The sequence below is a fragment of the Nocardia amikacinitolerans genome, from assembly GCF_900215415.1.
GTDB classification, from domain to species: domain Bacteria; phylum Actinomycetota; class Actinomycetes; order Mycobacteriales; family Mycobacteriaceae; genus Nocardia; species Nocardia amikacinitolerans.
This window is the reverse complement of the sequence record NZ_OBEG01000003.1, coordinates 752,480-777,993: the sequence shown is the minus strand read 5'-3', so window position 1 is coordinate 777,993 and position 25,514 is coordinate 752,480. Positions and strand designations below refer to the sequence as shown.

Sequence of the window (25,514 nt, the reverse complement as noted above, 5' to 3'; positions counted from 1 at the left end):
CGACCGCCCAGCGAGCACCCGAACGCTGAACAGCCACCGCCGCACTCGCCGCGGGCGACGAGCGGCCACAGCGAAGGCCTCGCACGGCGAACATTCGACTCGAGTCCTGAGCGAAGGCCGCCGAACCCCACGCGACCCGCCGCGGCACCGGTGGCCACCGAGCGCGAGTCAGCACGGCGAATGACCGCGCCCGTACGTCGGTGAGCTGGGCGCGCCCAGCCGCCGCCACCTTCGGCGAGCCTGCACAGATTCGTGTGTCCGCCAACCGCCTGTTGGCCCCGCGGACCACACCCGTTCACCCCACGTTGAATTCCCTGCGTGAGGCTGAAATCCATGGCTCCCGGTCATTCCGCACTCTCCCGGCGCACCCTGCTGCGTACTTCCGCGCTCGGCCTGGTGGCCGCGCCCGCGCTGGCCGCCTGCGGCGACGACGGTCCGGGGCTGGTCCGCCAGCGTCCGAATCTGACGCACGGGCTCGCGGTCGGCGACCCGCGCTCGGACGGCGCGCTGATCTGGGCCCGCTCGGACCGGCCCGCCACGCTGATCGTGGAGACAGCCGCCACCGAATCCTTCACCGACGCGCGCCGTTTCACCGGCCCGCTGCTCACCCCCGACACCGACGGCACCGGACGGGTCCGCGTCGCGGGCCTGCCCGCAGGCTCGCTGGTGCACTACCGCGTCACCCTCGAAGCCGAGGACGGCGCGACCTCCGAGCCGCTGCAGGGCGTGTTCCGCACCGCGCCGACCACCCAGTCCGACATCAGGATTCAATGGTCCGGCGACGTCGCGGGTCAGGGATACGGCATCAACCCGGACCTCGGCGGGATGACGATCTTCGCCACCATGGCCGCGCGCGACCCGCACCTGTTCCTGCATTCCGGCGACGTGGTCTACGCCGACGTCCCGCTCCAGGAGTCGGTCACCCTGCCCGACGGCCGGATCTGGCGCAACACCGTCACCGAGGCCAAGAGCGCGGTCGCGCAGACCCTCGACCAGTTCCGCGGCCAATACGCCTACAACCTGACCGATCAGAACTATCGAAGGTTCAATGCCTCGGTGGCCCAACTGGTTCAGTGGGACGACCACGAGACGGTCAACAACTGGTCCCCCGGCGGCACCGTCGCCGCGGACAAGGGCTACACCGAGCGAAGCATGGACACCCTGGCCACCCGCGCCTGGCAAGCGTTCCACGAGTGGATGCCGCTGGATCCGAAGGAAGCCGTCGACGGCAGGCTGTACCGCAAGATCTCCTACGGCCCGCTGCTGGACGTATTCGTCCTGGACATGCGCGCCTACAAGGACGCCAACGGCGCCAACACCGCGCCCGAAGGCAGGGTCTTCGGTGCGGCACAGACGAAATGGCTGATCGAGGGCCTGCGCGACTCCCGAGCCACCTGGAAGATCGTCGCCGCCGACCTGCCGCTCGGCGTGATCGTGCCGGACGGCAAGACCGCGTTCGAGGGGCCGGCCAACGGCGCACCCGGCGCACCATCGGGCCGGGAAACCGAGATCGCGCAGGTGCTTTCGGCGATCAAAGCGAACCGGGTGACCGGCGTGGTGTGGCTGACCGCCGACGTCCATTACACGGCGGCGCACCGCTACTCCCCCGAACGCGCGGCGTTCACCGATTTCGACGAGTTCTGGGAGTTCGTCTCCGGACCGCTCAACGCGGGCGCCTTCGGCCCCAACCAACTCGATCCCACGTTCGGTCCCGAGGCGGTGTTCGTGCACGCGCCGCCCGTACCGAACACCTCGCCGCTGGACGCCGCCTATCAGCATTTCGGCGAGGTCCACATCGACGGCCGCACCGCCGAGCTGACGGTGAATCTGTGCGACGCGACGGGCGCGGTGTTGTTCGCTCAGCGCCTGCCGGCGCCCGGCCGCTGAGCCACGATCGAGAGCCGATGCGCGCCGTGCCGATTCGAGTGTCCGAAGGGCCGATTCCCGAGGCGTGCGAAATCCGCATAACCGCAGGTCGAAAGGGGTTGTTCGGGTGCGGGGAAAGAGCCTCCGACTTCGGGTGCGCACCGAGCGCCAGACTGTGGTTAGCTGTCGTGCCATGAGCACGCCGCAGACTGTCTCCGCCGAAGAATATCTACCCCGTGACACCGCGGATGTCGTTCGCACGGTGCGGGATTCACGGGGTCGCGCGGAACGTCTGACGGTCCGCGGCGGCGAGCCGATCGACGACAACCTGACGCTGCCCGATCAGCGCACCGTCGTCTCGCTGCGCCGGATGAATTCGGTGCTCGACATCAACCTGGGCCGTCGCACCGTCCGCGTGCAGGCGGGCGCCAAGCTCTCCGACATCGACCGCCGCCTCGGCGCGCACGGACTCGGCCTGCCCATCGTCGGCGACCATCGCGACATCACCGCGGGCGGATTCGCCTCGGTCGGCGGCGTGAGCAGCGCCTCGCACCGTTACGGGCTGTTCATCGACCAGATCGTGGATCTGGAATACGTCGACCCGGACGGGCGCATCGGCACCTGCGGACGCAACCACCACACCGAGCGCTTCCACCGCATCCTCGGCGCGGGCGGGCGCGCGGGCATCATCACCGCGCTCACCCTGGACGCGGTCGACATCGACAAGGACCACACCTGGCTCACCACCGACGCCGACCGGTTCCTCGATTTCGATTCCTTCGTCGAGCACGCGCATTCGGAGATCGCGCGCCCGGGCAACGCGGCGTTGCAGGTCGGCCGCTGGGTCGACACCGCGCCGCTGAAGGTGGCCAGGCCGGTCGGCACCGGCCACGTGCAACTCGGCACCGTGCGCTTCGGTCAGTGGTCCAGCCTGTACCCGACCACGCCGACTCGTTCGCTGCGTGCCCGCCGCGAGGTCGGCACGCGCACCCGGAAGTCGTTGGGCGCCATCGCCTCGCACGCGGGCGGCAAGGCGGGCATGCCGGTGCGCAACGCCGCGGCGGGCGCGCTGATGTTCGCCCCCAAGGTGCTCACGCTGCGCGACGCGGAGTACCTCGCCGACACGGTGATCAGCTCCTCGGAGCGCGGACCCGCCTACCGCGTGGGCGTTTTCGCGCCGCTGTCGACCTACGCGTCGGTGTTCTACCGGCTGCACGACCTGTTCTCCGGCCACCGGGAACGCACCGGCTGCTTCACCGTCATCTCCGCGATGACCTACGGCGTGCGCTCGACCTACCTGCGGTCCGAGGCCGCCGCGCGCAACCTGCCCGCCGAGGACCACGGCCTGATCACCTTCACCTGCCGGTTGCGTCCGTCCGCGCTGCCCTCGGAACTGCTGCGCGACATCGTCGCCGGAATCGATGAGATCTGCGCGTCCGAACACGCCATGCGCTACGAATCGGCCGATTAGACTGTGCCGCACCGTACGAGTCGCCGAGTGGTAGCTCCCTAGCCACTCGGCGGCCGCGGTCGACTCGGCATTGTCGGCGGGGTGCCGATGGGTTCGTTCAGCGTGTCTCCAATGCGAAGGTAGCTGTGTCGATGCTCGAATTCCGCCCCGCCCCGGCCCGTTTCGTCGAACGCAAGCTTCGCGCGTCAGCACCGCGCGCCGGACAATCCGGCGGCCGCCGAGGCGGTGCGGATCCCGGTGCGGATCGGCCCGGCGCAGACCGGCACGAACCCGATCGACCCAGCGCAGACCAACCCCGTGCGAACCGACCCAGCGCAGATCGATCCCGCGGGAATCGAACCGGTGCGGATCGAGCTGGCGCGAATCGAAACGGTGCGGATCGAGCTGGCGCGAATCATCAAGGCGCAGACCAGTCCGCCGCCGATTCCCTGGCGGGCAAGCGTGTCCTGCTCACCGACGCATGCTCCGAGGTCGGCCGCGCCACCGCCGCGCTGCTGGCCGATCGCGGCGCCCAGCTGCTCCTGGTCGCCCGGCGCGGTGATCAGCTGATCACCACCTGCGAGGAGATCACGTCCGCCGGGGGCCGGGCGCACTGGTTCCGGTGCGACATCTCCGCCCTCGGCGATGTCGATCAGCTCGTCACCTGGGTGCTCGCGGAATTCGGCTCGGTCGACGTCCTGGTGAACAACGCCGGACGCCCGCTACACCGCCCGGTCGCGGAATCCTTGGACCGCTTCCGCGACTATCAGCGCATGATGGCGGTCAACTACTTCGGCCCGCTGCGGCTGACGCTCGGCTTGCTGCCCGCGATGCTCAATTCCGGTTCCGGCCACGTCGTGAATGTCGGCCCCGCGCACCACAATGCCGCGGCGGCGGCCAGTTTCGCCTCCTACGCGAGTTCGCAGGCCGCCTGGACCACCTTCGCCGAGTGCGCCGAGGCCGAACTCGGCTCGCGCGGCATCCAGGTCACCGCGATCGACTATCCGGCGGTGCACGCCGATCCCGCCGCGGCCGGAACGGAGGCGGCATTCGCCGACGAGTACGACCGCGGCCCCGCGGAAGTCGCCCGTGCCGTCGAGGCCGCCATCACCGCCCGCGACGCGGAACACTCGCGCCTCGCCCGAACCCTGCGCGGCCTGGTCGGCGTCGCGCCCCGCTCCACCACTCGCCTGCGCCACGCTTTCGGCCTCTGAGCCCGTCCCGGAACAGCAAAGCGCCCCACCGGAATTCCGGTGGGGCGCTTCGTGCTTACGCTCAGTGCTTCTCGGGACCGAGGTGGTACTCGAACACCAGGCCCGCCGCCGCGGCGAGCACGCACAGCACGCCGACCGCGATCAGCCACGGCTCGAAGAAGGCCAGGCCCAGGGCGGTGACCGAACCGGCGGCCGCCAGGGTGATGGGCCAGAAGCTGCCCGGCGAGAAGAAGCCGAGGTCGCCTGCGCCGTCCACGATCTCGGCGTCCTCGTAGTCCTCAGGACGCAGGTCCAGACGACGGGCGACGAACCGGAAGTAGGTGCCGATGATCAGCGACAGGCCCGCGGTCAGCACGATCGCGGTGGTGCCCGCCCACTCGATGCCGGTGCGCGACTGGGCGGTGAAGAAGCCGTACACGATGCCGACGATGACGAAGAACACCGTCAGCAGTTCGAAAATGCGCGCTTCGATCTTCATGTCAGATCAGTCCTCACTTGGTCTCGGGCGCGGCCGCGCTCTTGACCGAGCGGTCGGTGTTGAACGGCCGGGTAGAGGTGGCGACGGGGGACTCACCGATGGCCTCGAGCGCCTGGGCGTTGGTCTTGCCCGCGCGACGCTCGTCAAGGTACCGGGTGAACTTCTCCGGCGAAACGGCGCGGACCTCGAAGTTCATCATCGAGTGGAAGGTACCGCACATCTCGGCGCAACGGCCGACGAACGCGCCTTCCTTCTCGATCTTGGTGATCTGGAAGACGTTGTCCGACTGGTTTTCCTTCGGGTTCGGCATCACGTCGCGCTTGAACAGGAACTCCGGCACCCAGAAGGAGTGGATCACGTCGGCGGCGGCGAGCTGGAACTCGATGATCTTGCCGGTCGGCAGCACCAGGACCGGGATCTCGCTGCTGGAGCCGACGGTCTCGACGGTGTCGTAGTGCAGGTAGGAGAGGATGTCGTTCTCCGGCTTGCCGTGCACCGGGCCCGGCTGCGGGTGACCGTCCTTGGTCCGCTCCTCGTACTCCCGCAGCTGCGCCTGCGCGGCGTCCTCGCGGACGGAGTCGATGCCGTTGAACTGGTAGCCGTCCTTGAAGTCGACCTCGCGGTAGCCGAACTTCCAGTTCCACTGGAAAGCGGTGACGTCGACCGTCACGTCCGGGTTGTCGACCTTCTCGTGGACGTAGTTCTGCACGACCACGGTGAAGTAGAACAGCACGGCGATGATGACGAACGGGATCGCCGTGTAGGTCAGCTCGAGCGGCACGTTGTAACCGGTCTGCCGCGGGAACTCCGGGGAGTCCTTCTTCTTGCGGTGGAACGCGATCGTCCAGAAGGTCAGACCCCAGACCAGCACACCCATCGCCAGCGCGGCGACGACCGACCAGGTCCACAGCTCCCGCATCCGGGTGGCCTGCGGCGTGACACCCGAGGGCCAGCCGAACCGCAGCCAAACATTGTCGATCGAGCAGCCCGAGACGAGCATCGCGGTGATCCCCAAGGACACCGCCAGCCCGGCCCGCCGAAGGACGCGGCCCTGCCGACCCTTCACGGGTCGTGCCCCGATCTCTTCGCTCGCCTTGTGCGCCACGCTCACGCCTTCCTGGTCGCCACACATTCCGACAGTGCGCCGCCGGGGCCGCGATCCGCCCTGACGACACATTCCAAGCACATGTCAGGCCGTCCCGGCGGGCATCCGACTCCGCGCACGCGTCGCCTGAGAATGGCCTGAGTACTACGCAGCGTAGACCAAACCGGCGTCCTCCTTGTCGTCGGGTCGCGTTCGACACTCCGCCGGGGCGGGGGCAAGCGCGGTCACCAGCGCATCCGCGCAGGACAGGACGCGCGCGCCGCGCGGATCCCCCGCGTGCGGCATACTCGGACACAACATTTCGGCCCGCGGTGTGCGTGGCGCGCGCCGCAGCACCCCCAGCCATCCGGACGCCCGAACGCGTGGCGTCCCCACCGGAGAAACGAGGTTGCCGACACCGTGTGCGGACTGCTCGGATTCCTGACATCTGACGCGGCGACATCCGACGTGGTCGACCAGGTCTACAACGCGCTGCACTGCATGCGCCACCGCGGCCCCGACGAGCGCGGCACCTGGCACGACGACCACTTGGTCTTCGGCTTCAACCGCCTGTCGATCATCGATATCGAGCACTCGCACCAGCCGCTGCGCTGGGGACCCGCCGAGAACCCGCAGCGCTACGCGCTGACCTTCAACGGCGAGATCTACAACTACATCGAGCTGCGCGAGGAGCTGGCGGCGGCGCACGGCGCCGAATTCCCGGACGGGAAGATGTTCGCCACCGAGGGCGACAGCGAGGCGATCGTCGCGGCCTTCCACTACTGGGGCGCGGAGGCCGTGCGGCGGCTGCGCGGCATGTTCGCCTTCGCGATCTGGGACACCGAGACCAGCGAACTGTTCCTTGCCCGCGATCCGTTCGGCATCAAGCCGCTGTTCCTGGCCACCGGCCCCGGCGGCACGGCCTTCGGCAGCGAGAAGAAGAGCCTGCTCGACCTGCTGCCCGCGCTGCGGTCCTCCGACGAGCTGGACCCGCGCGCGCTGGAGCACTACACGGTGTTGCAGTACGTGCCGGAGCCCGAGACCCTGCACAAGGGCATCCGGCGGCTGGAGTCGGGCACCTACGCGACCGTCCGTCCCGGCGAAGAGCCGAAGTTCACCCGCTACTTCCGGCCGACTTTCCAGGTGCGTCCGTTCGCGGCGGGTTCGGAAGCCGCTCGCTACCGCGAGATCGCGGCGGCGCTCGAGGACTCGGTCGCCAAGCACATGCGCGCCGACGTGACCGTCGGGTCGTTCCTGTCCGGCGGCATCGACTCCACTGCGGTCGCGGCGCTGGCCATGCGGCACAACCCGAAGCTGATCACGTTCACCACCGGGTTCGAGCGCGAGGGCTACTCCGAGGTGGACGTGGCCGCCGAGAGCGCCGAGGCGATCGGCGCCCGCCACATCGTGAAGGTGGTCTCCCCCGCCGAATTCGCCGCCGCCATCCCCGAGATCGTCTGGTACCTGGACGACCCGGTGGCCGACCCGGCGCTCGTTCCGCTGTACTTCGTCGCCAAAGAGGCGCGCAAGCACGTCAAGGTCGTTCTCTCCGGCGAGGGCGCCGACGAGCTGTTCGGCGGCTACACCATCTACCGGGAACCGTTGTCGCTCAAGCCTTTCGAGTATCTGCCGAAGGGTGTGCGCAAGCTGGCGGGCAAGCTGTCCGACCGCATTCCGGACGGCACCCGAGGCAAGAGCCTGCTGCACCGCGGCTCGCTGACGCTGGAGGAGCGCTACTACGGCAACGCCCGCAGCTTCAACGACGCTCAGCTGCGCGCCGTGCTGCGCGAGTTCCGCCCGGAGTGGACCCACCAGGACGTCACCGCCCCGATCTACGGCCAGTCGCGCGGCTGGGACCCGGTGGCGCGGATGCAGCACCTGGACCTGTTCACCTGGTTGCGCGGCGACATCCTGGTCAAGGCCGACAAGATGACCATGGCCAACTCGCTCGAGCTGCGCGTGCCGTTCCTCGACGCCGAGGTGCTGAAGGTCGCCGAGCAACTGCCCTTCGAGCAGAAGATCACCAAGGAGACCACCAAGTACGCGCTGCGTCAGGCGCTGGAGGGCATCGTGCCCCCGCACGTGCTGCACCGCGCCAAGCTGGGCTTCCCGGTCCCGCTGCGGCATTGGTTGCGCGGCACCGAGCTCTACGACTGGGCGCAGGCGCAGATCGCCGACTCGCAGACCGACCACCTGCTGGACAAGGCTGCGATCAAGACCATGCTCGACGACCACCGCGCGGGACGTTCCGATCACAGCAGGCGGCTGTGGACGCTGCTGGTGTTCATGGTGTGGCACGGCATCTTCGTCGAGGATCGGATCAAGCCGGAGATCCAGGAGCCGGTGTACCCGGTGTCGCTGTAGCGGCCCGCAAACGCGCGCGTCGTCAAGCCCCGAAGACAACGCCGTAGGCCTCGAAGACAACAGCGCCCCTCGGTCGGTGGACCGAGGGGCGCTGTGCTGTCGTCTCGCGAGCTCCGGCGTTCGTCCATGTCGCTCCGGCCGGGTCCGATGCGGCCGCCGTCGACGGGCGGCCGCTATCCGATGCTCAGAGCAGCGGCTTGATGTCGGCGGCGGCCTCGGCGCCGTACGCCTCGGTGAGGCGCTCGAGCGCGTCGTCCTTGTTGAGCGTCCACTCCTGGGTGCCCATGGTCTCCAGCACCAGGACCGCGACCAGCGAACCGAGCTGGGCGGAGCGCTCCAGGCTCAGGCCGGCGGTGTGGCCAGTGAGGAAGCCCGCGCGGAAGGCATCGCCGACGCCGGTCGGCTCGACCTTGGTGCGCTCGGGGACCACGCCGACGTGGATCTCGGTGCCGTCGTTGTCGATGATCTGCACGCCGTCGGCGCTGAGCGTGGTGACCCGGATCCCGACCCGCTTGGCGACCTCGTCCTCGCTCAGGCCGGTCTTCTGCAGCAGCAGCGCCCACTCGTACTTGTTGGTGAAAAGGTAAGCGGCGCCGTCGATCAGGCGCACCGCCTGATCGCCGTCCAGGCGGGCGAGCTGCTGGGAGGGGTCGGCCGCGAACGGGATGCCGAGCTCGCGGCATTCCTCGGTGTGGCGCAGCATCGCCTCGGGGTCGTTGGCGCCGACGAGCACCAGATCCAGCTGCTTGGTCTCGGCGAGTTCGGCGAGGGAGATGTCGCGTGCCTCGCTCATCGCGCCGGGGTAGAAGGACGCGATCTGCGCCATGTCGTCGTCGGTGGTGCAGACGAAGCGGGCGGTGTGCGCGCGATCGGAGACGTGCACGGTCGAGCAGTCGACGCCGTGCCGCTCGAGCCAGGCGCGGTAGTCGGCGAAATCGGCGCCGACCGCGCCGACCAGCAGCGGCTCGCGGTTCAGCACGCCCATGGCGTAGGCGATGTTGCCCGCCACGCCGCCGCGGCGGATCTGCAGATCGTCGACGAGAAAGCTCAGCGAGACATGGTCGAGCTGATCGGCCAGGAGCACATCGGCGAACCGTCCGGGGAAACGCATGAGGTGGTCGGTCGCGATGGACGCGGACACGGCGATAGACACGAGGCTGAGCCCTTCAACGGTAGGCGGCAGGCGGTGGGAGCGAAGATCGTGATCCCGCTCCCACCGTAGCCGATCCGCGGTGCGCTACAGAGGCACTGGCGTCAGGTGGCGCGGCTGGACGCGAGTGGTCGACAGCCGCGCACACTTCGAGCGAATGCGCTCTTTTCGCGGGTCAGTTGAAGGAGTCGCCGCAGGCGCAGGAGCCGGTGGCGTTCGGGTTGTCGATGGTGAAACCCTGCTTCTCGATGGTGTCGACGAAGTCGATCGAGGCGCCCTGCACGTAGGGGGCGCTCATCCGGTCGACGGCCAGGGTGACGCCGCCGAAGTCGACGGTCAGGTCGCCGTCGAGCGAGCGGTCGTCGAAGAAGAGCTGGTAGCGCAGACCCGCACAGCCACCGGGCTGCACCGCGATGCGCAGCGCCAGGTCGTCGCGGCCCTCCTGATCCAGCAGCGCCTTGGCCTTCGAGGCGGCGGCATCGGTCAGCGTCACACCGTGGGTGGTCGTCTCGTTCGGCACAGTCATGAACTCTCCTAAGGACAGCTGTGGGTCAACCCGTGAACAGCGCACGGCTCGTGGAGTCAACACCACTCAGCGGGCTGCTATTCCCCATCTTGCCACTCGGCCCCTCGCGCGATGACACAACCTCGGTGTTCAGTGGTGTATCGCACGACCGCATTTCCGGCCGGCTGACGCATCGAATAGCCTGGTTGCTGTGAAATTGTTCCGTCGCGGCGAGTCCAGCACCACCGACGCGACCGCCGACACCACGGCGGACGCGGACGGCGGCTCGACCGCCATCACCACCAAGACGACGCCCACGCTCACCCCGGGCAAAGGCCGTCCGACCCCGAAACGCCGTGAGGCCGAAGGCAAGCGGCGCGGGCCCGTCGCGCCTGCGCCGTTGACCGCCAAGGAAGCCAGGGCCCGCCGCAAGGCGACCCGCGGCACCAAGGAAGAGCGCAAGGCCGCGAGCGCCGAGCGCAGGCAGGCGGCCCAGGAGCGCCGGGCGCGCATGCTCGCGGGCGAGGACAAGTACCTGCTGCCGCGCGACCAGGGTCCGGTCCGCGCCTACGTGCGCGACCTCGTCGACGCCCGGCGCAACCTCGTCGGCCTGTTCATGCCGATGGCGCTGGTGCTGATCATGTCGATGTTCGCCGCGCCCGGCCTGCAGACGATCGTGACGTTGGCCATGCTGGTGATGATGCTGTTCATGATCATCGAGGGCGTCATCCTCGGCCGGATCGTGAACAACCGGGTCCGCGAGCGGTTCCCCGACAGCACCGACACCGGCTTCCGCCTCGGCTGGTACGCCTTCGTCCGCGCCTCGCAGATCCGCAAGATGCGGGCGCCGAAGCCGCGGGTCTCGCCCGGCGACGCGGTGTAGGGCGCACCTCCGCGTTCGCTCCAACCACGGGGCTGTAGATGGACTTCGTCCGGCAGCGCCTCTAGCGCCCCGTCCACAAGGTTGGCCACCCAACGCCAACCAAAGGTCACCATTGGTCGCCCCACCGCACCAAAGGTCACCCTCGGTCGGTTCACCGGTGCACGCAGATCGGGTGAATGAAGGTCACGTCCAGTCGGTCTGGCGGGATGAAGGCGGCCTTCGGTCGGTTACCGCACCGACCATTCTGGTCGCGGCACCGGCTGCGTCTTACTCGAGTTCGGCCGTTCGTGGCGGGTGCCGCGAACGGCCGTTCGGCGTTTCGCACCGACCGCACCGACCGCGGCGGCTCGGCCAAGCGGATTCGCCGCTGATCGCCGCCGCCAACGGCGCTGACCGGCGACAGCGGTCGCACGGCGCGTTGGCAACGGCGTGTTTCAGCGGTGGTGCGAGAAGCGGATGGCGTCGAGTTCGGACCGCAGCCGCTGCGCGTCGCGGTCGGTCACGTGCGTGGAGCCGGTGAGTCCGCGACCGCGAGCGAGGAACAGGGACGCGGCCACGATGACTGTCGCGAGGAGAAAGAAAGTCAGCATGGCAGTAATTTTGCGCTGACCAATTTTCCGCCGAAAGTGGCAGCAAAGTCATTGTTCGCAAAGATCCGGCCAGGTACCCTCGGATCATGCTGTCGAAGGTCGCCGTCGTGCTGTTCGAGAAGCTGGCCATGTTCGAGTTCGGCGTGGTCTGCGAGGTCTTCGGGCTCGACCGGACCGCCGACGGACTGCCCGGCTTCGACTTCAAGGTCTGCGGCGCCGAACCCGGCCGCCCGCTCCGCTCCACCACGCCAGGCGTGACGATCACACCGGAGTTCACGCTGGACGAACTCCCGAAGGCGGACCTGGTCGCCATTCCCGCCGCGCCCGCCACCGCGCTCTCGGACGGACTCGACCCCCGGATCGTCGACGCCGTGCGCGCCGCGTCCGACGCGGGCGCCATCATCCTGACCGTCTGCTCGGGTGCGTTCGTCGCGGGCGCGGCCGGTTTGCTCGACGGACGCAAATGCACCACGCACTGGCGCTACGTCGATCAGCTCGCCGCGCGCTACCCGTCGGCCACCGTCGACCCCGACGTGCTCTTCGTCGACGAGGGCAACCTCATCACCAGCGCGGGCACCGCCGCTGGCATCGACGCCTGCCTGCACCTGGTGCGCAGGGAGATCGGCAGCGCCGCCGCCAACGGCATCGCCCGCCGCATGGTCGTGCCGCCGCAGCGCGACGGCGGGCAACGCCAGTTCATCGAACGCCCGGTCCCCGCGTGCACGTCCGACAGCCTCGCCGCCACCCTGCAATGGATGAGCGAGAACCTGGATCTGCCGCACACCATCGACGACCTGGCCGCGCGCTCGATGATGTCGACGCGCACCTTCGCCCGCCGCTTCGCCGCCGAGACCGGGACGACACCGGTGAAATGGCTCACCAACCAGCGCGTCCTCTACGCCAAGCACCTGCTGGAAGACACCGAGCAGGGTCTCGAACAGATCGCCGCCCGCGCGGGCTTCGGCTCCGGCGCCCTCCTCCGCCACCACTTCCAACGCCTGGTCGGCATCTCGCCGACGGAATACCGCCGCCGCTTCGGGGCTACGTCGCCGACGAGCTGAGCGATTCGTCCCACCGCTTCGGCGTGGGCGGACAGTCCGTCCAGCGATGCTCACCGGGCGTCGCCCAATGCTGGCGGCGGCGAGGCCACCTGCGTCGCGCCGAAGCCGAAGGCGCTCAGCTCGAGCACCGGAACGTCGACATTCTGCGATGACGTGCGGCACCTAGTGTGCCCGAATACCCGCCCCGCCACCGAAGCCTTCCGGAGGGCGGCTCGCTCCCGCTGCAAGCAGAGAATCGGACTGCCGAGCGTTGGCTGTGGCGTGGGCGGGCGGTTGATAGCGTGCGGGGGTGTCGCAGGATTCCGGAATCGCGCGTCCGCCGCGGACGCTTGTGCTCGGCGGGGCTCGCTCGGGGAAGTCCGCGTTCGCGGAGCAGCTCGCCGCTGCCTCGGGGGTAGTGCGATACCTGGCGACCTCGGTCCCCGATCCCGACGACCACGACTTCGCCGAACGCATCGCCCGCCATCGGGAGCGCAGGCCCGGCGACTGGTCGGTGGTCGAAAGCGTCGACGCCGCAGCGGTTCTCGCCGATCCCGCCCCCGGAGCCGCGACGCTCGTCGATGACATCGGCACCTGGTTGACCGCGCGCATCGACGCGCTGAACGCCTGGGATTCCCCGCGCGGCACCGTCACCCCCGACGTCGAGGCCCTCGTCTCCGCCGTCGCCGACTACCGCGACCGGCTGATCATCGTCAGCCCGGAGGTCGGCATGGGCGTCATCCCCGCGACTCGCTCCGGCCGCCTGTTCCGCGACGAGATCGGCATCCTGAACCAGCGCCTCGCCGCGGTCTGCGACGAAGCCTTCCTCGTCGTCGCCGGGCTGCCCGTCCGCCTGAAGTAGAAATGCCCTGCAGCGAAATGGTGGCTCGGCGGGCGTGTCGAACCGCCATTCGACTCCCGTCGAATCCGTATGACTCCGCTCGATAGCGAAATGGCGGTCGGTGGCGGAGGCGGGTGCGGTGCGGGCGGCGCGTTCCGGGCAAGATTGGGCGTCGGAAGCACGTGCGGCCGACGCCGCCCGACCGGAGAGGCTCGACAGTGACACACGGATTCGGACCGGTTGCGCCCCCCGACGCGCGGATTCGCGCGGCCGCCGAACAGCGGCAGACGCAGCTGACCAAACCCGCAGGCGCGCTGGGCCGCCTCGAGACGCTGGGCAATTGGGTGGCCGCGTGCCAGGGCGTGTGCCCGCCGAAGCAGTTCGAGCGCGCCAGGGTCGTCGTCTTCGCCGGTGATCACGGCGTCGCGCGCCACGGTGTTTCGGCGTATCCGAGTGAGGTGACGGCGCAGATGGTCGCCAACTTCCTCGCGGGCGGCGCGGCGGTCAACGCGCTCGCCGCCGTCGCGGGCGCGACCGTGCGAGTCGCCGACATCTCGGTCGACGCCGAGACCGATCCGGTCGTCGGCAAGCACAAGGTGCGCAGGTCGAGCGGTTCCATCGACCGCGAGGACGCGCTCAGTCAAGCGGAGGTCGAGGCCGCCATCGCCGCGGGCCGCGCCATCGCCGACGAGGAGATAGACAGCGGCGCCGACCTGCTCGTCGCGGGCGACATGGGCATCGGAAACACCACGCCCGCAACCGTTCTCATCGCCTCGCTCACCGACACCGAGCCGGTGGTCGCGGTCGGGCGCGGCACCGGCGTGGACGACGCGGGCTGGTCGCGCAAGGTCGCGGCGATCCGCGATGCGATGCGCCGCGCTCGACCCGTGCTCAAGGATCCGGTGGATCTGCTGCGTGTCGCCGCGGGCGCCGACATCGCCGCCATCGCCGGATTCCTCGCGCAGGCCGCGACCCGGCGCACGCCGGTGATCCTGGACGGCGTTGTGGTCACCGCGGCGGCGTTGGTCGCCGAGGATCTGGCCGCGGGCGCGAGCGCCTGGTGGCTGGCGGGGCACCGCTCCACCGAACCCGCGCACGACCTCGCGCTGAAGCAGCTGCGCATGGAACCGCTGGTCGACCTGAGCATGCGACTCGGCGAAGGCTCCGGCGCGCTCACGGTCTTGCCGATCCTGCGCGCCGCGGTCGCCGCGCTCGCCGAGATGGCCACTTTCGGTGAGGCGGGCGTCAGCACTTCCGATGCGGAGACCCCGGCCGCACCCAACCTGACCAAATGACACCGGGCGGCGGGATTCGCCTGGCGGTCTCGTGGCTGACCGTGCTCCCGGTGCGCGGTCCGGACGACGTCGATCGCGCAGCGGCGGGTCGCGCGATCGCGCTGGCCCCGCTGGTCGGTGTGCTGCTCGGCGCGATCGCGGCGGGCCTGTTGTGGGCGCTGACCTCCGCCGGGGCGAGTGCACCGCTGGCCGGACTCGTGACGGTGGCGGCGCTGGCGCTGCTCACGCGGGGCATGCACCTCGACGGCTTGTCCGACTCGATGGACGGTCTCGGCAGTTACGGGCCGCCGGAGCGGGCCCGGCAGATCATGAAGAGCGGCGGGGTCGGGCCGTTCGGAGTGGCCGCGCTGGTGTTCGCCATCGGGGTACAGGCGTTCGCCTTCGCCGCGCTGGCCGACGCGGGACGGTGGTTCGCGGTGGCGCTGGCCGTCGCGGTCGGGCGGGTCGTTGTCGTCCTGGCATGTCGCCGCGGGATTCCTCCCGCACCGGGCACCGCCTTCGGCGCGCTCGTGGCGGACAGCCAGTCTCCGCTGACCGGGGCGGCGTGGGTGATCGTCGCGCTGGCTTGCGGCGTCCTAGCGGTGCCGGAGCATCCCTGGCTCGGACCGGTCGCCATCGCGGTGGCGGTGGGCGTCGCCGCGGTGGTGGTGGTGCGGCACATGCTGCGCCGATTCGGCGGTTTGTCCGGCGACGTGCTCGGCGCGGCAATCGAGATTTCGGTCACCATCGCGGCGGCCGGACTCTCGCTCGCCGGATAATTCGCAAATTCACGTAACCGTCGGTATCACGCGAATTCATATCGCGTTGGACGGTGTATGAACTTCGTCTCTCTCCCGCCCGGCGTGAATGGACACATCGCGTTGCGGAGCGGTTCGCTGACCACTGTTTTCGAGGAGGCTCGGGCGGAGTCGCGTCGCGCGGCGATGTTCGGCCAGGTTCGTGCGCCGAGCGCACAAGCCGGGAAAACCTTTGGCAGACAATCGAAGTCGGCGAGGGCTCGGCGTCGGTGGCTTTGCGCACCGACGATCAAGACCTCCGTCGCGCACCCGAAGACGGGAACACTACCCACTCGCCACCTGTTTGCGCACGCCGTGATCCGACCTATCGGAATCTTTCACGCACTTGGCGCACGAACCGTCTGGGCCAGGATCTAATGTGGGCGGTATGTCTTCCGAGCGCCTCTATTTTCGGCAACTGCTGTCCGGGCGGGACTACGCCGTCGGTGATCCGATCGCGACGCAGATGCGAAATTTCGCCTACTTGATCGGTGATCGGGAGACGGGCGAATGCGTTGTGGTGGATCCGGCGTACGCCGCGGGCGATCTGGTGTCCATCGCCGAGGCCGACGGCCTGCGCCTCACCGGCGTCCTCGCCACCCACCACCACCCCGACCACGTCGGCGGAACCATGCTCGGCTTCACCCTGCGCGGTGTGCGCGAGCTGCTCGAGAAGACCAGCGTCCCGGTGCACGTGAACAACAAGGAACTGGCCTGGGTCGCCAACGTCACCGGCATCGCACCCAGCGAGCTCACCGGCCACGAGCACGGCGACAAGGTCGAAGTCGGTGCGTTCGACATCGAGCTATTACACACCCCTGGCCATACGCCAGGCAGCCAGTGTTTCCTGTTCGACAACCGCCTCATCGCGGGCGACACCCTCTTCGTCGACGGCTGCGGCCGCACCGACTTCCCCGGCGGCGACTCCGACGAGATGTTCCGCAGCCTGCGCTACCTCGCCGGCCTACCCGGCGACCCCGTCGTCTACCCGGGCCACTGGTACTCCCACGAGCCCAGCGCCGCCCTGTCGACCATCCGCGACCACAACTACGTCATGCGCCCGCAGACCCTGGAGCAGTGGCAGATGCTGATGCCGGGCTGAGCGTCCGGCATCTCGGCCGACCGCTCTCCGCGGCCCCGCCGTCCGACCGCCGGCGCTGTCCGCCGGGCTCGGCCACATCCGCTGCCCGACCACCGTCGCCTTCGTGCCGGCTGACGACCGACGGTCCGGACTGTACGGGTGAGGTGGCAGTCCGCGGCCCGGCGACATCCGCGCCCGGCCGCCGCGCCTCGAGCGTTCGGCCGCCCACCATCACAGGGGTGAGGCGCCCTGCGCTGGCGACGGCCTCGGCTCTGGGCACCGCCGAGCTGTCACGCCCGCCCTGCGACCTAGCGGCCGGGCGCCCGAGCTGCACGAGGGACCCGGCCACATCCACCGTGATCCGCTTCCCTCAGCGATGGAACTCCAGCACCGGCTTCCCATCCCGCTCGGCCGAGACAGCCACCCAGTCCGGTCCCGCGCCACACAGGTAGCCGCGGTATCGCTGAAGTTCGCGGCCCGATTCCCGGTCGTAGACGAGGGTGAGGTAGCCGCGGTCGGTCTCTGACGCGGAGAAGCCCCCGATCACCACCCGGTCACCGGCGACGATCGTGCGTTGCTGCGTCGCCGCTGTCGAGAAGCCAGGATCCGGCAACGTCCATCTCGTCGCGCCGGTCGTGATGTCCAGCAACGACAGCGCGCCTTGGTCGGCGAACTCGCTGAACAACAGTGACCGGTCGTCGCCGTCCAGCGGACTGCCGACGCCCGATCCGGTCCACACCGTCGTGCCGGTGGCGAGGTCGAACAGTTGCGGCGCGCCGGAATCGGTGACCGCCGCTATGCGGGTGCCCGCGCCGATGAACTGGTCGCCGAAGACGGGGCCGAGCATGTTCTGACACTCGCCGTTCTTCTTGCGGCCGCTGTAGACCTCGGCGTCGTAGCGCTCGACGCCGTCGCGCGCGGCCGTCGCGCTGATGGCGACGCGGCAGTCGCCGGGTGCGTGGTGATCGGTGACCACGAGGAGGTCGCCCGCACCGAGCTGATGCCAGGCATGATGCTCCGCCCGGCCCGGAAGAACGGTCCCCGTCGACGCCTCCACGACCGCCCAGGGGCGCTTCGCCGTGGAGACCGGGTCCTCGACCGCGATGGCCACCAGCTCCGGTTCCAGCGGAGCGCGATTGCGCCAGGTGCCAACGGTATCGCCGTCGACCGATCCCTGAGCCGGGCCGGGCCACGTGGGTTCCCCTGATCGGAGGTCGTGGCGCATGGAGGTGCAGTCCGCGCGGCCGCGCGCGCAGTCGGCCGTGTAGATCGCTTTGTCGAAGACCACCACGTCATCGGCGCTTGTCTGCCAGAGGGTCCGGCCGTCGGCGGCCTCGACCACCTCCACCAACGCCGGGTCGCCGGGTTTGCCCTGGTCCTCCAGGAAGACGACGGCGTCGCCGCTCACCCGGTAGGAGTACTGCTCGGGCCGCTTGGGTTCCCTGCGCCACAGCTCGCGACCGGTCGATCGATCCACCGCGACCAGCGCTTCCTTCGTCGGGACCAGCACCGCGTCACCGGCCGTCGAGATCCACGAGAGTGGTGAATTGTCGATTTCCAGAGCGGCTTTCGACCACACCGGTTCGGGATTGGCGGGACGCCCGGTGCTGGTCGGCGCGGCAATAGTGGTGGTGCTGCTGAGCGCGTTGTCCGGCGCCGACGCCCCACCCCCGCAGGCCGAAACACCCATACTCACCAACGCGATTCCGGCAACTACCGATCGACGCACGACGTCCCTCCCAAATCCCCGGCTGTCCCGCCGGAGCCTACGGCCCACCCACTCCCCGGGGGGAGCCCTGCTCACATACCGCGCATCCAGCCGTGGATGTCCGCGAAGGTACCGCGCTGGATTCCGGTCAACGTGTCGCGCAGCGCCATGGTGACCTCACCCGGTTCGCCACCGCCGATGGTGAATTCGCCCTCGGTCGAACGCACCCAGCCGACGGGGGTGATCACGGCGGCGGTGCCGCAGGCGAAAACCTCGGTGATCGCGCCGGATTCGGCGCCCTTGCGCCACTCCTCCACCGAGATCTTGCGCTCCTCCACGACATAACCCGCGTCGGCGGCGAGAGTCAGCAGCGAGTCGCGGGTGATGCCGGGCAGCAGCGAGCCGGACAGTTCGGGGGTCACCAGCCGCGCTTCGGAACCGGAGCCGAAGACGAAGAACAGGTTGTTGGTGCCCATCTCCTCGACGTAGCGGCGCTCGCACGCGTCCAGCCACACCACCTGGTCGCAGCCCTTTTCGGAGGCCTGCGCCTGGGCGAGCAGCGAGGCGGCGTAGTTGCCCGCCACCTTGGCCTCGCCGGTTCCACCCGGCGCCGCGCGCACGTACTCCGTCGACAGCCACACCCGCACCGGCTTCACACCGCGCGGGAAGTACGCGCCCGCGGGCGATCCCAGCAGCAGGTACTTGTAGGCGGCGGCGGGCTTCACGCCGAGACCCGCTTCGGTGGCGAACATGAAGGGCCGCAAGTAGAGCGAATCCTCGCCGCCCGCCGCGGGCACCCAACGCTCGTCCACCGCGAGCAGCTGACGCACCGACTCGATGAACAGTTCCTCCGGCAGCTCGGCCATCGCCATGCGGCGCGCGGACTTGCGGAAGCGGGCCGCGTTGGCGTCGATACGGAAGCAGGAGACGCTGCCGTCGCTCTGCCGGTACGCCTTGAGACCCTCGAAGATGGCCTGCCCGTAGTGGAACACCATGGTGGCCGGGTCCAGCGGCAGCGGACCGTACGGCTCGACCCGCGCGTTGCTCCAGCCCTCGCCAGCGGTGTAGTCGATCGACACCATGTGATCGGTGAAGAACCGGCCGAACCCCGGCGCCGCCAGAATCTCCTGTACCCGCTGCGCCGGAGCGGGCGCAGGATGCGGAACATGGGCGAACTGTGCGGCAACGGTCATGCAGGTGATCCTATCGGTGCCCGATTCTCGTCTGTCCACCTGTCGGGAATCGGCTCGGCGCCCGCGCGATCGGCAGACGAATCAGCTCGAGCCGTCGGGCCGCCGCCCCCGCACACCTGCGCTCGGCTCGGGCCGGACAGGCGGCCGCCGAGGACAGCTGACCACTGACAGCCACACGACGGATCGACACCGCTATCGCTTGGCGAGGACAGCGACCACCCGCGCCATGTGGCGGCGGCGGCTTTCGCAAGAACAACAGCCCGCCCCACATCGGCCATCGCTGCCGCAGGTGAGAGCGACAGCCCGCACCGGCTGCGGCGAATCCCTCTCAGGCGATTCGCGCCTGCACGAACGGCGGCTCGTCGACCTCGCAGCGCAACCGGCGACCGCGACACGTCCACCTCGATTTCGGCGAATGTCCGACCGGCCAGGCAGTCACCCGCGACGTCTCGACACCGGTGACCGAAATGCGATCAGCATCCGGATCGGCTCGAACCGTGGGGCCGCCCGCGGCGCACGCCGCTGGCCTCAACGCGGTCATCGGCGACGGATCGACACCGCTATCGCTGGCGAGACAGCAACTACCGCGCCTGCGTTGCGGCGGCGCCGATCGCAAGACCAACCAGCCCGCGGGTAGGCCACACCGCCGCCCACCGGTAAGGGCTACAGCCCACACCGGGCGCGGCCGAATCCGTTTCAGGCGGTGCGCGCCTGCACGAACGGCGGCTTGACGACCTCGCAGCGCAACCGGCGGCCGCGCACGTCCACCTCGACCTCTTCGCCCGGCTGGAGATCGGCATCGGTGTCCAGCAGGGCGAGCGCGATGCCGACCTTGAGCGTGGGCGAGAAGGTGCCCGAGGTGGTCTCGCCGACGGGTTCGCCGTCGCGCAGCACCGACTGGCCTTGACGCAGCACGCCGCGGTCGAGTGCCTTGAGCCCCAACAGGGTTCGCCGCGGTCCCGCCGACTTCTCCTGTTCCAGTGCGGACTTGCCCCAGAACTCCGGCTTCTTCCAGCCGACCGCCCAGCCTGCCCGCGCTTGCACCGGCGAAATGTCCAGGGACAGTTCGTGTCCGTGCAGCGGGTAGCCCATTTCGGTGCGCAGGGTGTCGCGCGCGCCGAGACCGGCTGGCTGGCCGTCCGCGGCCTTCACCTGTGCTGCGAGCGCGCGGAACACCGCCTCGGCGTCGGCCCAGCGCGGCAGCAGCTCGTAGCCGTGCTCGCCGGTGTAGCCGGTGCGGCAGACGCGGACCGGGCGCCCGTCCCACTCGGCATCGGCGTAAGCCATGTACTCCATGTCGGTGGGCAGGCCGAGCGCATCGAGTACCTCGGCCGAGCGCGGACCCTGCACCGCGAACACCGCGTACTCCCGGTGCTCGTCGGTGACGGTGATCCCCTCGGGCGCCGCCGCGCGCAGCGCCGCGACCACCGCCGCGGTGTTGGCCGCGTTCGGCACGAGGAAGATCTCGTCGTCACTGACGTAATAGGCGATCAGGTCGTCGATCACGCCGCCCTCGGGCGTGCAGCACAGCGTGTACTGCGCCTTGCCGGGCCGAATCCGGCCGAGGTCGTTGGTCAGCGCCGAATTCACGAACGCCGCCGCGCCCGGACCCGCGACCGACGCCTTGCCGAGATGACTCACATCGAACAGGCCGACGGCCGTCCGCACCGCCTGATGCTCCCCGACCGTCCCCGCGTACGAGACCGGCATCTCCCACCCGCCGAACGGCGCGAACGTCGCACCCAACTCGACGTGGACTTGATGGATCGGCCCTTGCAGCAGGTTCGTCTCGGTCACCCGGCGAGCTTAACCGCTCGGCGGGGCGCCACGGCGTCCCGAACAACCGGGTGTGGGTCGACCGGGGAACTCATCGCACCTCAGGGTGCGCCAGCGGCAACGAACGGAAACCGTTCAAGTTCGCGGGGGAGGCGGCAGGAGCGCGTGTTCGCGCGAGTCGGTTACCGTCGGTCGCGTGGATACGCGGCCCGTCATCGATTCGGCTGAGCCTCTGACGCGTCGGGGTGAGTGGTTTGTTTCGACGCAGTGTGTTCGCGTCGAATCGCCCAGTTTCGAGAAGCTGGGGGACCAGTGGCTCGAGTTCGGTATTCCCGCAACACAGGTCGATCGCATTCTGGATTTTCAGAAGCGCTGGGGTGGACTCGTCCTGCCGCCGTCGGTGGACTACGACGGCGGGCCGAAAATGCTGTGGGGCGACCTGCCCGCGGGGAAGCCCGAGCGTGTCGGGTGGTTCGACGCGGGTGCGCAGCGTGTGTCGATGGGCTACGCGTTCATGATCGGTCCCGCAGGTGAATTCGGCATCGACGCAGATCAGTGGGTGCCCCTGCACGCGAGCATCGAAGGCTGGATCGAATCGGTCGCGCTGGCTCACCACGCGTCCACTCGGGCTCGACAGATCACCACAATTCGCGGTGACGCGATCGATGAGCTGCCGCCCCGCGATTTCGAACCCGTGCCCGAGGTTCGAGGCCTTGCCGATACATGGTGGCGAGGGCCGGATTCGCTGATCGCGATCCATACCGGAGAGGCCGTAGGCTTCGACCAACCAAGGTTGCGGGTCGCCCGCGTCTACAACGGTGGTTTCGTCAGTCATCTGTGATGGCGGTCTCGACGAATGGGGACTACGCGGCGCACCACGATGAGCGTGCCGTGCGACCGGCACCGCTCCTCCACACGTCAGCTCCGGAACCACAGCGTGATCAGGACGAACCGGAGGCGACCCGCCCACACCGGAGCGCCTCCACTGCTGGTCAGCCCCGGAACCACATCGGAATCAGCGTCGGCCCGTCGTCGGGCAACGTATGCGTGACGCCGGTGCGGACGAACCCGTTGCGCGCATAGAGCCGCGACGAGCGTTCGGTGCTCGCCTCCAGGAACGCGGTCTCGGACGCGTCGGAGTACGCCTTGATCCGGTCGGCGAGGATCGCTCCGCCCGCCCCTTTGCCGCGGTGTTCGGGCACCGTGACGATCGCCTGGAGGTAGCGGTGCGGGAACTCGCGCGGATGGTGTTCGGCGAGCAGCGCGGTCACCGCCACCAGCCGCTCCAGTGGGCGCACGTTCGGGACCGCCTCGGCCATGGCGCGCGCTTCGGCCGCCTCGGCGCGGACCCGATCGGCCGAGGTCACTTTCTGCCAGAGCGAGACCGCCCAGATCTCGTCGTCGGTTCCGGCCAGCCAGACCTCGTCCTCGCGGAGCGCGCGTTCGACGAGGCGTGGCGCGTGTTCGGTGCGAAAGGCCTCCGCGACCTCGGGATGGTCGGCGACCACCCAGGCCGTCACCGCCTCGTCGGCGGACCCCCGCGCGAAGGCGGCCGCGACGGCGTCCATCTCCTGAATCCCCGCGCGGCGAACTGTGGGCTGCATGGTGAACCTCCCGTGGTGAACGATGTCAACGTTCGCCAATTTATGAAGCACAGCGCGGTACAGCCACCATTTCGTCACACTTATTGGTGTGTCGAAATCACCGGCCTGCGCCACCTGTCGGAAGGCGCTGACCCAACCGAGCCGCGGCCGATCACGCCGCTACTGCTCGCGCTCCTGCCAGGCCCGCGCCTACCGCGCCCGCCGCGATCGGCGCGTGCCCGCCGCCCGTCCGCGCCCCGCCCGGCTCACCGCGGTCGGAATCGCCAGGACCGCGGTCGAGCTGACCGACCGCGAGGGCATCGACGGTCTCACCATGCGCCGCCTCGCCAGCGATCTCGGCGTCGCGACGGCCGCTCTCTACCGCTACTTCCCCGACCGGGAGGCGCTGCTGACCGCGATGACCGAACTCGTCCTCGCCGAAAGCCCGCCGCCCCCGGTGCCCCCGGCCGACTGGCGCGCCGCGCTCACCCACGAGGCCGAACAGGAGTGGCTGCTCTACCAGCGCCATCCGTGGGTGCTGCCGGTGCTGGCGCGGACCAAGCCGCCGATCGGTCCCGCCCTGTTCGACGTCCTCGAGCGCGCGTTCACCGCGCTGGACGCCAGCGGCCTCACCCGCGACGAGGTGATCACGGTCTATCTCGCCTACTCCGGCCTGGTCCAGGGCTTGGCGTTGCTGCGTTCCGACCGCGGAGAGCAGTTCGAGACGCTGCCGGAGTCGCTGCGCGCCGAATTCGCCGAACTGGTCGACACCAGGCCGACCATGCGCAAACTGTTCGCCGCCGGACCGCCCGGCCCCGAGCTCGACCTCGACGAGCTGGTCGCCACCGGCGTCGAGCTGCTGCTGGACGGCGTCGCCATGCGGCTGTCGAAGCAGACCGAATAGCCTGTGCCAATGACCGCTGTTGCAGATCGCTCACTCGGACCGGAATTGGCGCGCACCCTGACCATCGGGCCGGACACCGACGTGCTGGTGATCGGATTGACGTCCTCGGAGAACGGTCCGTCGATCGCGCCCGACGACCTGTTCGGCGATGTGCTCACCGACGACATCCGCGCGGAGCTGCTCGACCAGCTGGGCGCGGTCGGCGCCAAGGGCAAGGCCGAAGAGCTGACCAGGGTGCCCGCACCGGCCGCGCTGGACAACGTCACCAGCGTGCTCGCCGTCGGACTCGGCGCCGCCGACAAGGTGGACGCGGAGCAGATCCGCCGGTCCGCCGGTGTCGCGGGCCGCTCGCTCAACGGCACCGAACTGGTGGCGACCACGCTGTCGGGCCTGGATCTCGGCGCCGCCGCGGAGGGCTTCTACCTCGGCGCCTACTCGTTCAACCCGTTCCGGTCCGAGAAGTCCGCGCCCAAGCCGGACGAACAGCCCGTCGCCCGCATCGAATTCCTGGTCCCCGAGGCGGATTTCGGCGAGGAGGCGTTGTTCCGCGCCCAGCTGATCGCCGAAGCCGTCGCCACCGCACGCGATTTCGTGAACACCCCGCCCAGCCACCTGTACCCGGCCGAATTCGCCTCGCGCGCCCAGGTATTGGCCGAGGCCGCCGGTCTCGAGGTCGAGGTTCTCGACGAAAAGGCTTTGGAGGCGGGCGGTTACGGCGGCGTGCTCGGCGTGGGCAAGGGCTCCTCGCGCCCGCCGCGGCTGGTGCGGATCACCTACGCAGGCGGACCGAAGAAGATCGCGCTGATCGGCAAGGGCATCACCTTCGACACCGGCGGCATCTCCATCAAGCCCGCGCAGAACATGGAGAACATGACCTCGGACATGGCGGGCGCCGCCGCGGTCATCGCCACCACCCTGCTCGCCGCGCGTCTGAGCCTGCCGGTCACCGTGACCGCCACTGTCCCGATGGCCGAGAACATGCCGTCGGCCACCGCGCAGCGTCCCGGCGACGTGCTCACCCAGTACGGCGGCACCACCGTCGAGGTGCTCAACACCGACGCAGAGGGTCGCCTGATCCTCGCCGACGCCATCGTCCGCGCCGGTGAGGACTCCCCCGACTACCTCATCGACGTCGCCACCCTCACCGGCGCCCAGATGGTCGCCCTCGGCACCCGCACCCCGGGCGTGATGGGCACCGACGACTTCCGCGACCGCGTCGCTCGCCTCTCCCGCGAGGTCGGCGAAAACGGTTGGGCCATGCCCCTTCCCGCCGAACTCCGCGCCGACCTGAACTCCAAGATCGCCGACCTCGCCAACGTCGCCCAGCACCGCTGGGGCGGCATGCTCTCCGCGGCGCTTTTCCTCAAGGAGTTCGTGCCGGAGGGCGTGGAATGGGCGCACCTGGATGTCGCGGGACCCGCGTACAACACGGGTGGGCCGTTCGGGTACATCGGCAAGGGTGGCACCGGTGTACCGGTGCGGACGTTGATCGCAGTGATCGAGGACATCGCCGGGGAGTGAGTTCGGGAGTGCGCCGTGCGATTTGGATCGAGCGGCGCACTCTTCGGTCTTGTTTCGCGATCGACAGCGGGCGGCGCGCTTTCCGTCTTTCGCGTTCTGTTCTGGCTGACGGCGCGGTACTCGCTGTCGACGGTGGCGGGCGGCGCATCGTGACGCTGCTGTCGCGGTTGCGCTTCGTCCCGAGTCCGACGGCGACTTCTCTCGGCCGGGTG

General features: G+C 69.4%; 23 protein-coding genes. 13 read left to right on the top strand and 10 right to left on the bottom strand.

The window, feature by feature from the left end:
* The first annotated feature begins 333 nt into the window (after nucleotides 1–333).
* Together CRP45_RS17835 and CRP45_RS17830 are read left to right on the top strand one after the other, a co-directional pair.
* A complete protein-coding gene (locus tag CRP45_RS17835) occupies nucleotides 334–1,887 on the top strand; it encodes an alkaline phosphatase D family protein (RefSeq protein WP_097245998.1) in 1,554 nt (517 codons plus the stop codon).
* Between the two features lie 172 nt (nucleotides 1,888–2,059).
* Nucleotides 2,060–3,337: an FAD-binding oxidoreductase gene (locus tag CRP45_RS17830; protein WP_067785856.1), complete on the top strand. Its 1,278-nt coding sequence runs from the start codon at nucleotides 2,060–2,062 to the stop codon at nucleotides 3,335–3,337.
* A gap of 185 nt (nucleotides 3,338–3,522) precedes the next feature.
* Here CRP45_RS17830 and CRP45_RS34650 read toward each other — a convergent pair whose 3' ends face one another.
* Nucleotides 3,523–3,930, bottom strand: a complete 408-nt coding sequence (locus CRP45_RS34650) for a hypothetical protein (protein ID WP_245910220.1) — start codon at nucleotides 3,928–3,930, stop codon at nucleotides 3,523–3,525.
* Between CRP45_RS34650 and CRP45_RS17825 the strand changes: the two genes are divergently transcribed.
* Entirely contained in the window at nucleotides 3,829–4,530 is a 702-nt protein-coding gene (locus CRP45_RS17825) for an SDR family NAD(P)-dependent oxidoreductase (RefSeq protein WP_245910214.1), read from the top strand. The genes CRP45_RS34650 and CRP45_RS17825 overlap by 102 nt on opposite strands.
* A gap of 61 nt (nucleotides 4,531–4,591) precedes the next feature.
* On the opposite strand, the gene CRP45_RS17820 is transcribed toward CRP45_RS17825, so the two are convergent.
* On the bottom strand, nucleotides 4,592–5,008 hold the full coding sequence (locus CRP45_RS17820; RefSeq protein WP_067785865.1) for a cytochrome c oxidase subunit 4: 417 nt from the start codon (nucleotides 5,006–5,008) through the stop codon (nucleotides 4,592–4,594).
* Between the two features lie 13 nt (nucleotides 5,009–5,021).
* Nucleotides 5,022–6,074 (bottom strand): aa3-type cytochrome oxidase subunit II, encoded by a 1,053-nt coding sequence (gene ctaC / locus CRP45_RS17815; RefSeq protein ID WP_097246137.1) that lies wholly within the window; start codon nucleotides 6,072–6,074, stop codon nucleotides 5,022–5,024.
* A gap of 438 nt (nucleotides 6,075–6,512) precedes the next feature.
* On the opposite strand from ctaC, the gene asnB reads away from it, so the two are divergent.
* Nucleotides 6,513–8,456 carry an asparagine synthase (glutamine-hydrolyzing) gene (asnB, locus tag CRP45_RS17810; protein WP_097245996.1) on the top strand — a complete coding sequence of 648 codons (1,944 nt, stop codon included), beginning with the start codon at nucleotides 6,513–6,515 and terminating at the stop codon, nucleotides 8,454–8,456.
* Nucleotides 8,457–8,640: 184 nt separating this feature from the next.
* Here asnB and CRP45_RS17805 read toward each other — a convergent pair whose 3' ends face one another.
* Nucleotides 8,641–9,609 (bottom strand): carbohydrate kinase family protein, encoded by a 969-nt coding sequence (locus CRP45_RS17805; RefSeq protein ID WP_067785871.1) that lies wholly within the window; start codon nucleotides 9,607–9,609, stop codon nucleotides 8,641–8,643.
* A gap of 172 nt (nucleotides 9,610–9,781) precedes the next feature.
* On the bottom strand, nucleotides 9,782–10,132 hold the full coding sequence (locus CRP45_RS17800) for a HesB/IscA family protein (RefSeq protein WP_067785873.1): 351 nt from the start codon (nucleotides 10,130–10,132) through the stop codon (nucleotides 9,782–9,784).
* Between the two features lie 190 nt (nucleotides 10,133–10,322).
* On the opposite strand from CRP45_RS17800, the gene CRP45_RS17795 reads away from it, so the two are divergent.
* On the top strand, nucleotides 10,323–10,994 hold the full coding sequence (locus CRP45_RS17795) for a DUF3043 domain-containing protein (protein WP_097245995.1): 672 nt from the start codon (nucleotides 10,323–10,325) through the stop codon (nucleotides 10,992–10,994).
* A 434-nt stretch (nucleotides 10,995–11,428) separates the two neighbouring features.
* Here the strand turns inward: CRP45_RS17795 and CRP45_RS33910 are convergent, their stop codons facing one another.
* Nucleotides 11,429–11,584, bottom strand: a complete 156-nt coding sequence (locus CRP45_RS33910; protein ID WP_157107755.1) for a hypothetical protein — start codon at nucleotides 11,582–11,584, stop codon at nucleotides 11,429–11,431.
* 86 nt (nucleotides 11,585–11,670) lie between these two features.
* Here CRP45_RS33910 and CRP45_RS17790 point away from each other — a divergent pair, with 86 nt between their 5' ends.
* The 5 genes from CRP45_RS17790 to CRP45_RS17770 all read left to right on the top strand — a co-directional run bounded on the left by CRP45_RS17790 (nucleotide 11,671) and on the right by CRP45_RS17770 (nucleotide 16,638).
* Nucleotides 11,671–12,645 (top strand): helix-turn-helix domain-containing protein, encoded by a 975-nt coding sequence (locus tag CRP45_RS17790; RefSeq protein WP_097245994.1) that lies wholly within the window; start codon nucleotides 11,671–11,673, stop codon nucleotides 12,643–12,645.
* A gap of 289 nt (nucleotides 12,646–12,934) precedes the next feature.
* Complete coding sequence (gene cobU, locus CRP45_RS17785; protein WP_097245993.1) at nucleotides 12,935–13,486, top strand: bifunctional adenosylcobinamide kinase/adenosylcobinamide-phosphate guanylyltransferase; 552 nt, start codon at nucleotides 12,935–12,937, stop codon at nucleotides 13,484–13,486.
* 197 nt (nucleotides 13,487–13,683) lie between these two features.
* Nucleotides 13,684–14,760 carry a nicotinate-nucleotide--dimethylbenzimidazole phosphoribosyltransferase gene (gene cobT, locus CRP45_RS17780; RefSeq protein ID WP_097245992.1) on the top strand — a complete coding sequence of 359 codons (1,077 nt, stop codon included), beginning with the start codon at nucleotides 13,684–13,686 and terminating at the stop codon, nucleotides 14,758–14,760.
* A complete protein-coding gene (locus tag CRP45_RS17775; RefSeq protein ID WP_097245991.1) occupies nucleotides 14,757–15,518 on the top strand; it encodes an adenosylcobinamide-GDP ribazoletransferase in 762 nt (253 codons plus the stop codon). Before cobT ends, CRP45_RS17775 begins: the two co-directional genes overlap by 4 nt.
* Nucleotides 15,519–15,924: 406 nt before the next feature.
* Nucleotides 15,925–16,638, top strand: a complete 714-nt coding sequence (locus CRP45_RS17770; RefSeq protein ID WP_097245990.1) for an MBL fold metallo-hydrolase — start codon at nucleotides 15,925–15,927, stop codon at nucleotides 16,636–16,638.
* 349 nt (nucleotides 16,639–16,987) lie between these two features.
* Here the strand turns inward: CRP45_RS17770 and CRP45_RS17765 are convergent, their stop codons facing one another.
* From CRP45_RS17765 to gcvT, 3 genes are all read right to left on the bottom strand, one after another.
* On the bottom strand, nucleotides 16,988–18,307 hold the full coding sequence (locus CRP45_RS17765; RefSeq protein ID WP_097245989.1) for an outer membrane protein assembly factor BamB family protein: 1,320 nt from the start codon (nucleotides 18,305–18,307) through the stop codon (nucleotides 16,988–16,990).
* A gap of 110 nt (nucleotides 18,308–18,417) precedes the next feature.
* On the bottom strand, nucleotides 18,418–19,518 hold the full coding sequence (locus CRP45_RS17760; RefSeq protein WP_067786188.1) for a branched-chain amino acid aminotransferase: 1,101 nt from the start codon (nucleotides 19,516–19,518) through the stop codon (nucleotides 18,418–18,420).
* 696 nt (nucleotides 19,519–20,214) lie between these two features.
* A complete protein-coding gene (gene gcvT, locus CRP45_RS17750; RefSeq protein ID WP_067785889.1) occupies nucleotides 20,215–21,315 on the bottom strand; it encodes a glycine cleavage system aminomethyltransferase GcvT in 1,101 nt (366 codons plus the stop codon).
* Nucleotides 21,316–21,490: 175 nt separating this feature from the next.
* On the opposite strand from gcvT, the gene CRP45_RS17745 reads away from it, so the two are divergent.
* Nucleotides 21,491–22,135 carry a hypothetical protein gene (locus tag CRP45_RS17745; protein WP_097245987.1) on the top strand — a complete coding sequence of 215 codons (645 nt, stop codon included), beginning with the start codon at nucleotides 21,491–21,493 and terminating at the stop codon, nucleotides 22,133–22,135.
* Nucleotides 22,136–22,286: 151 nt separating this feature from the next.
* On the opposite strand, the gene CRP45_RS17740 is transcribed toward CRP45_RS17745, so the two are convergent.
* Entirely contained in the window at nucleotides 22,287–22,898 is a 612-nt protein-coding gene (locus tag CRP45_RS17740; protein ID WP_097246136.1) for a GNAT family N-acetyltransferase, read from the bottom strand.
* Nucleotides 22,899–22,986: 88 nt separating this feature from the next.
* Between CRP45_RS17740 and CRP45_RS17735 the strand changes: the two genes are divergently transcribed.
* Nucleotides 22,987–23,781, top strand: a complete 795-nt coding sequence (locus CRP45_RS17735) for a TetR family transcriptional regulator (RefSeq protein ID WP_097245986.1) — start codon at nucleotides 22,987–22,989, stop codon at nucleotides 23,779–23,781.
* Between the two features lie 9 nt (nucleotides 23,782–23,790).
* Nucleotides 23,791–25,302, top strand: a complete 1,512-nt coding sequence (locus CRP45_RS17730; protein WP_097245985.1) for a leucyl aminopeptidase — start codon at nucleotides 23,791–23,793, stop codon at nucleotides 25,300–25,302.
* The last annotated feature ends 212 nt before the right edge of the window (nucleotides 25,303–25,514 follow it).

Coding starts and splice junctions, on each gene's coding strand:
- CRP45_RS17835 (WP_097245998.1), top strand. CDS start 334: ATGGCTCCCGGTCATTCCGCACTCTCCCGGCGCACCCTGCTGCGTACT.
- CRP45_RS17830 (WP_067785856.1), top strand. CDS start 2,060: ATGAGCACGCCGCAGACTGTCTCCGCCGAAGAATATCTACCCCGTGAC.
- CRP45_RS17820 (WP_067785865.1), bottom strand. CDS start 5,008: ATGAAGATCGAAGCGCGCATTTTCGAACTGCTGACGGTGTTCTTCGTC.
- CRP45_RS17800 (WP_067785873.1), bottom strand. CDS start 10,132: ATGACTGTGCCGAACGAGACGACCACCCACGGTGTGACGCTGACCGAT.
- CRP45_RS33910 (WP_157107755.1), bottom strand. CDS start 11,584: ATGCTGACTTTCTTTCTCCTCGCGACAGTCATCGTGGCCGCGTCCCTG.
- CRP45_RS17790 (WP_097245994.1), top strand. CDS start 11,671: ATGCTGTCGAAGGTCGCCGTCGTGCTGTTCGAGAAGCTGGCCATGTTC.
- CRP45_RS17775 (WP_097245991.1), top strand. CDS start 14,757: ATGACACCGGGCGGCGGGATTCGCCTGGCGGTCTCGTGGCTGACCGTG.
- CRP45_RS17770 (WP_097245990.1), top strand. CDS start 15,925: ATGTCTTCCGAGCGCCTCTATTTTCGGCAACTGCTGTCCGGGCGGGAC.
- CRP45_RS17765 (WP_097245989.1), bottom strand. CDS start 18,307: ATGGGTGTTTCGGCCTGCGGGGGTGGGGCGTCGGCGCCGGACAACGCG.
- CRP45_RS17760 (WP_067786188.1), bottom strand. CDS start 19,518: ATGACCGTTGCCGCACAGTTCGCCCATGTTCCGCATCCTGCGCCCGCT.
- CRP45_RS17740 (WP_097246136.1), bottom strand. CDS start 22,898: ATGCAGCCCACAGTTCGCCGCGCGGGGATTCAGGAGATGGACGCCGTC.
- CRP45_RS17730 (WP_097245985.1), top strand. CDS start 23,791: ATGACCGCTGTTGCAGATCGCTCACTCGGACCGGAATTGGCGCGCACC.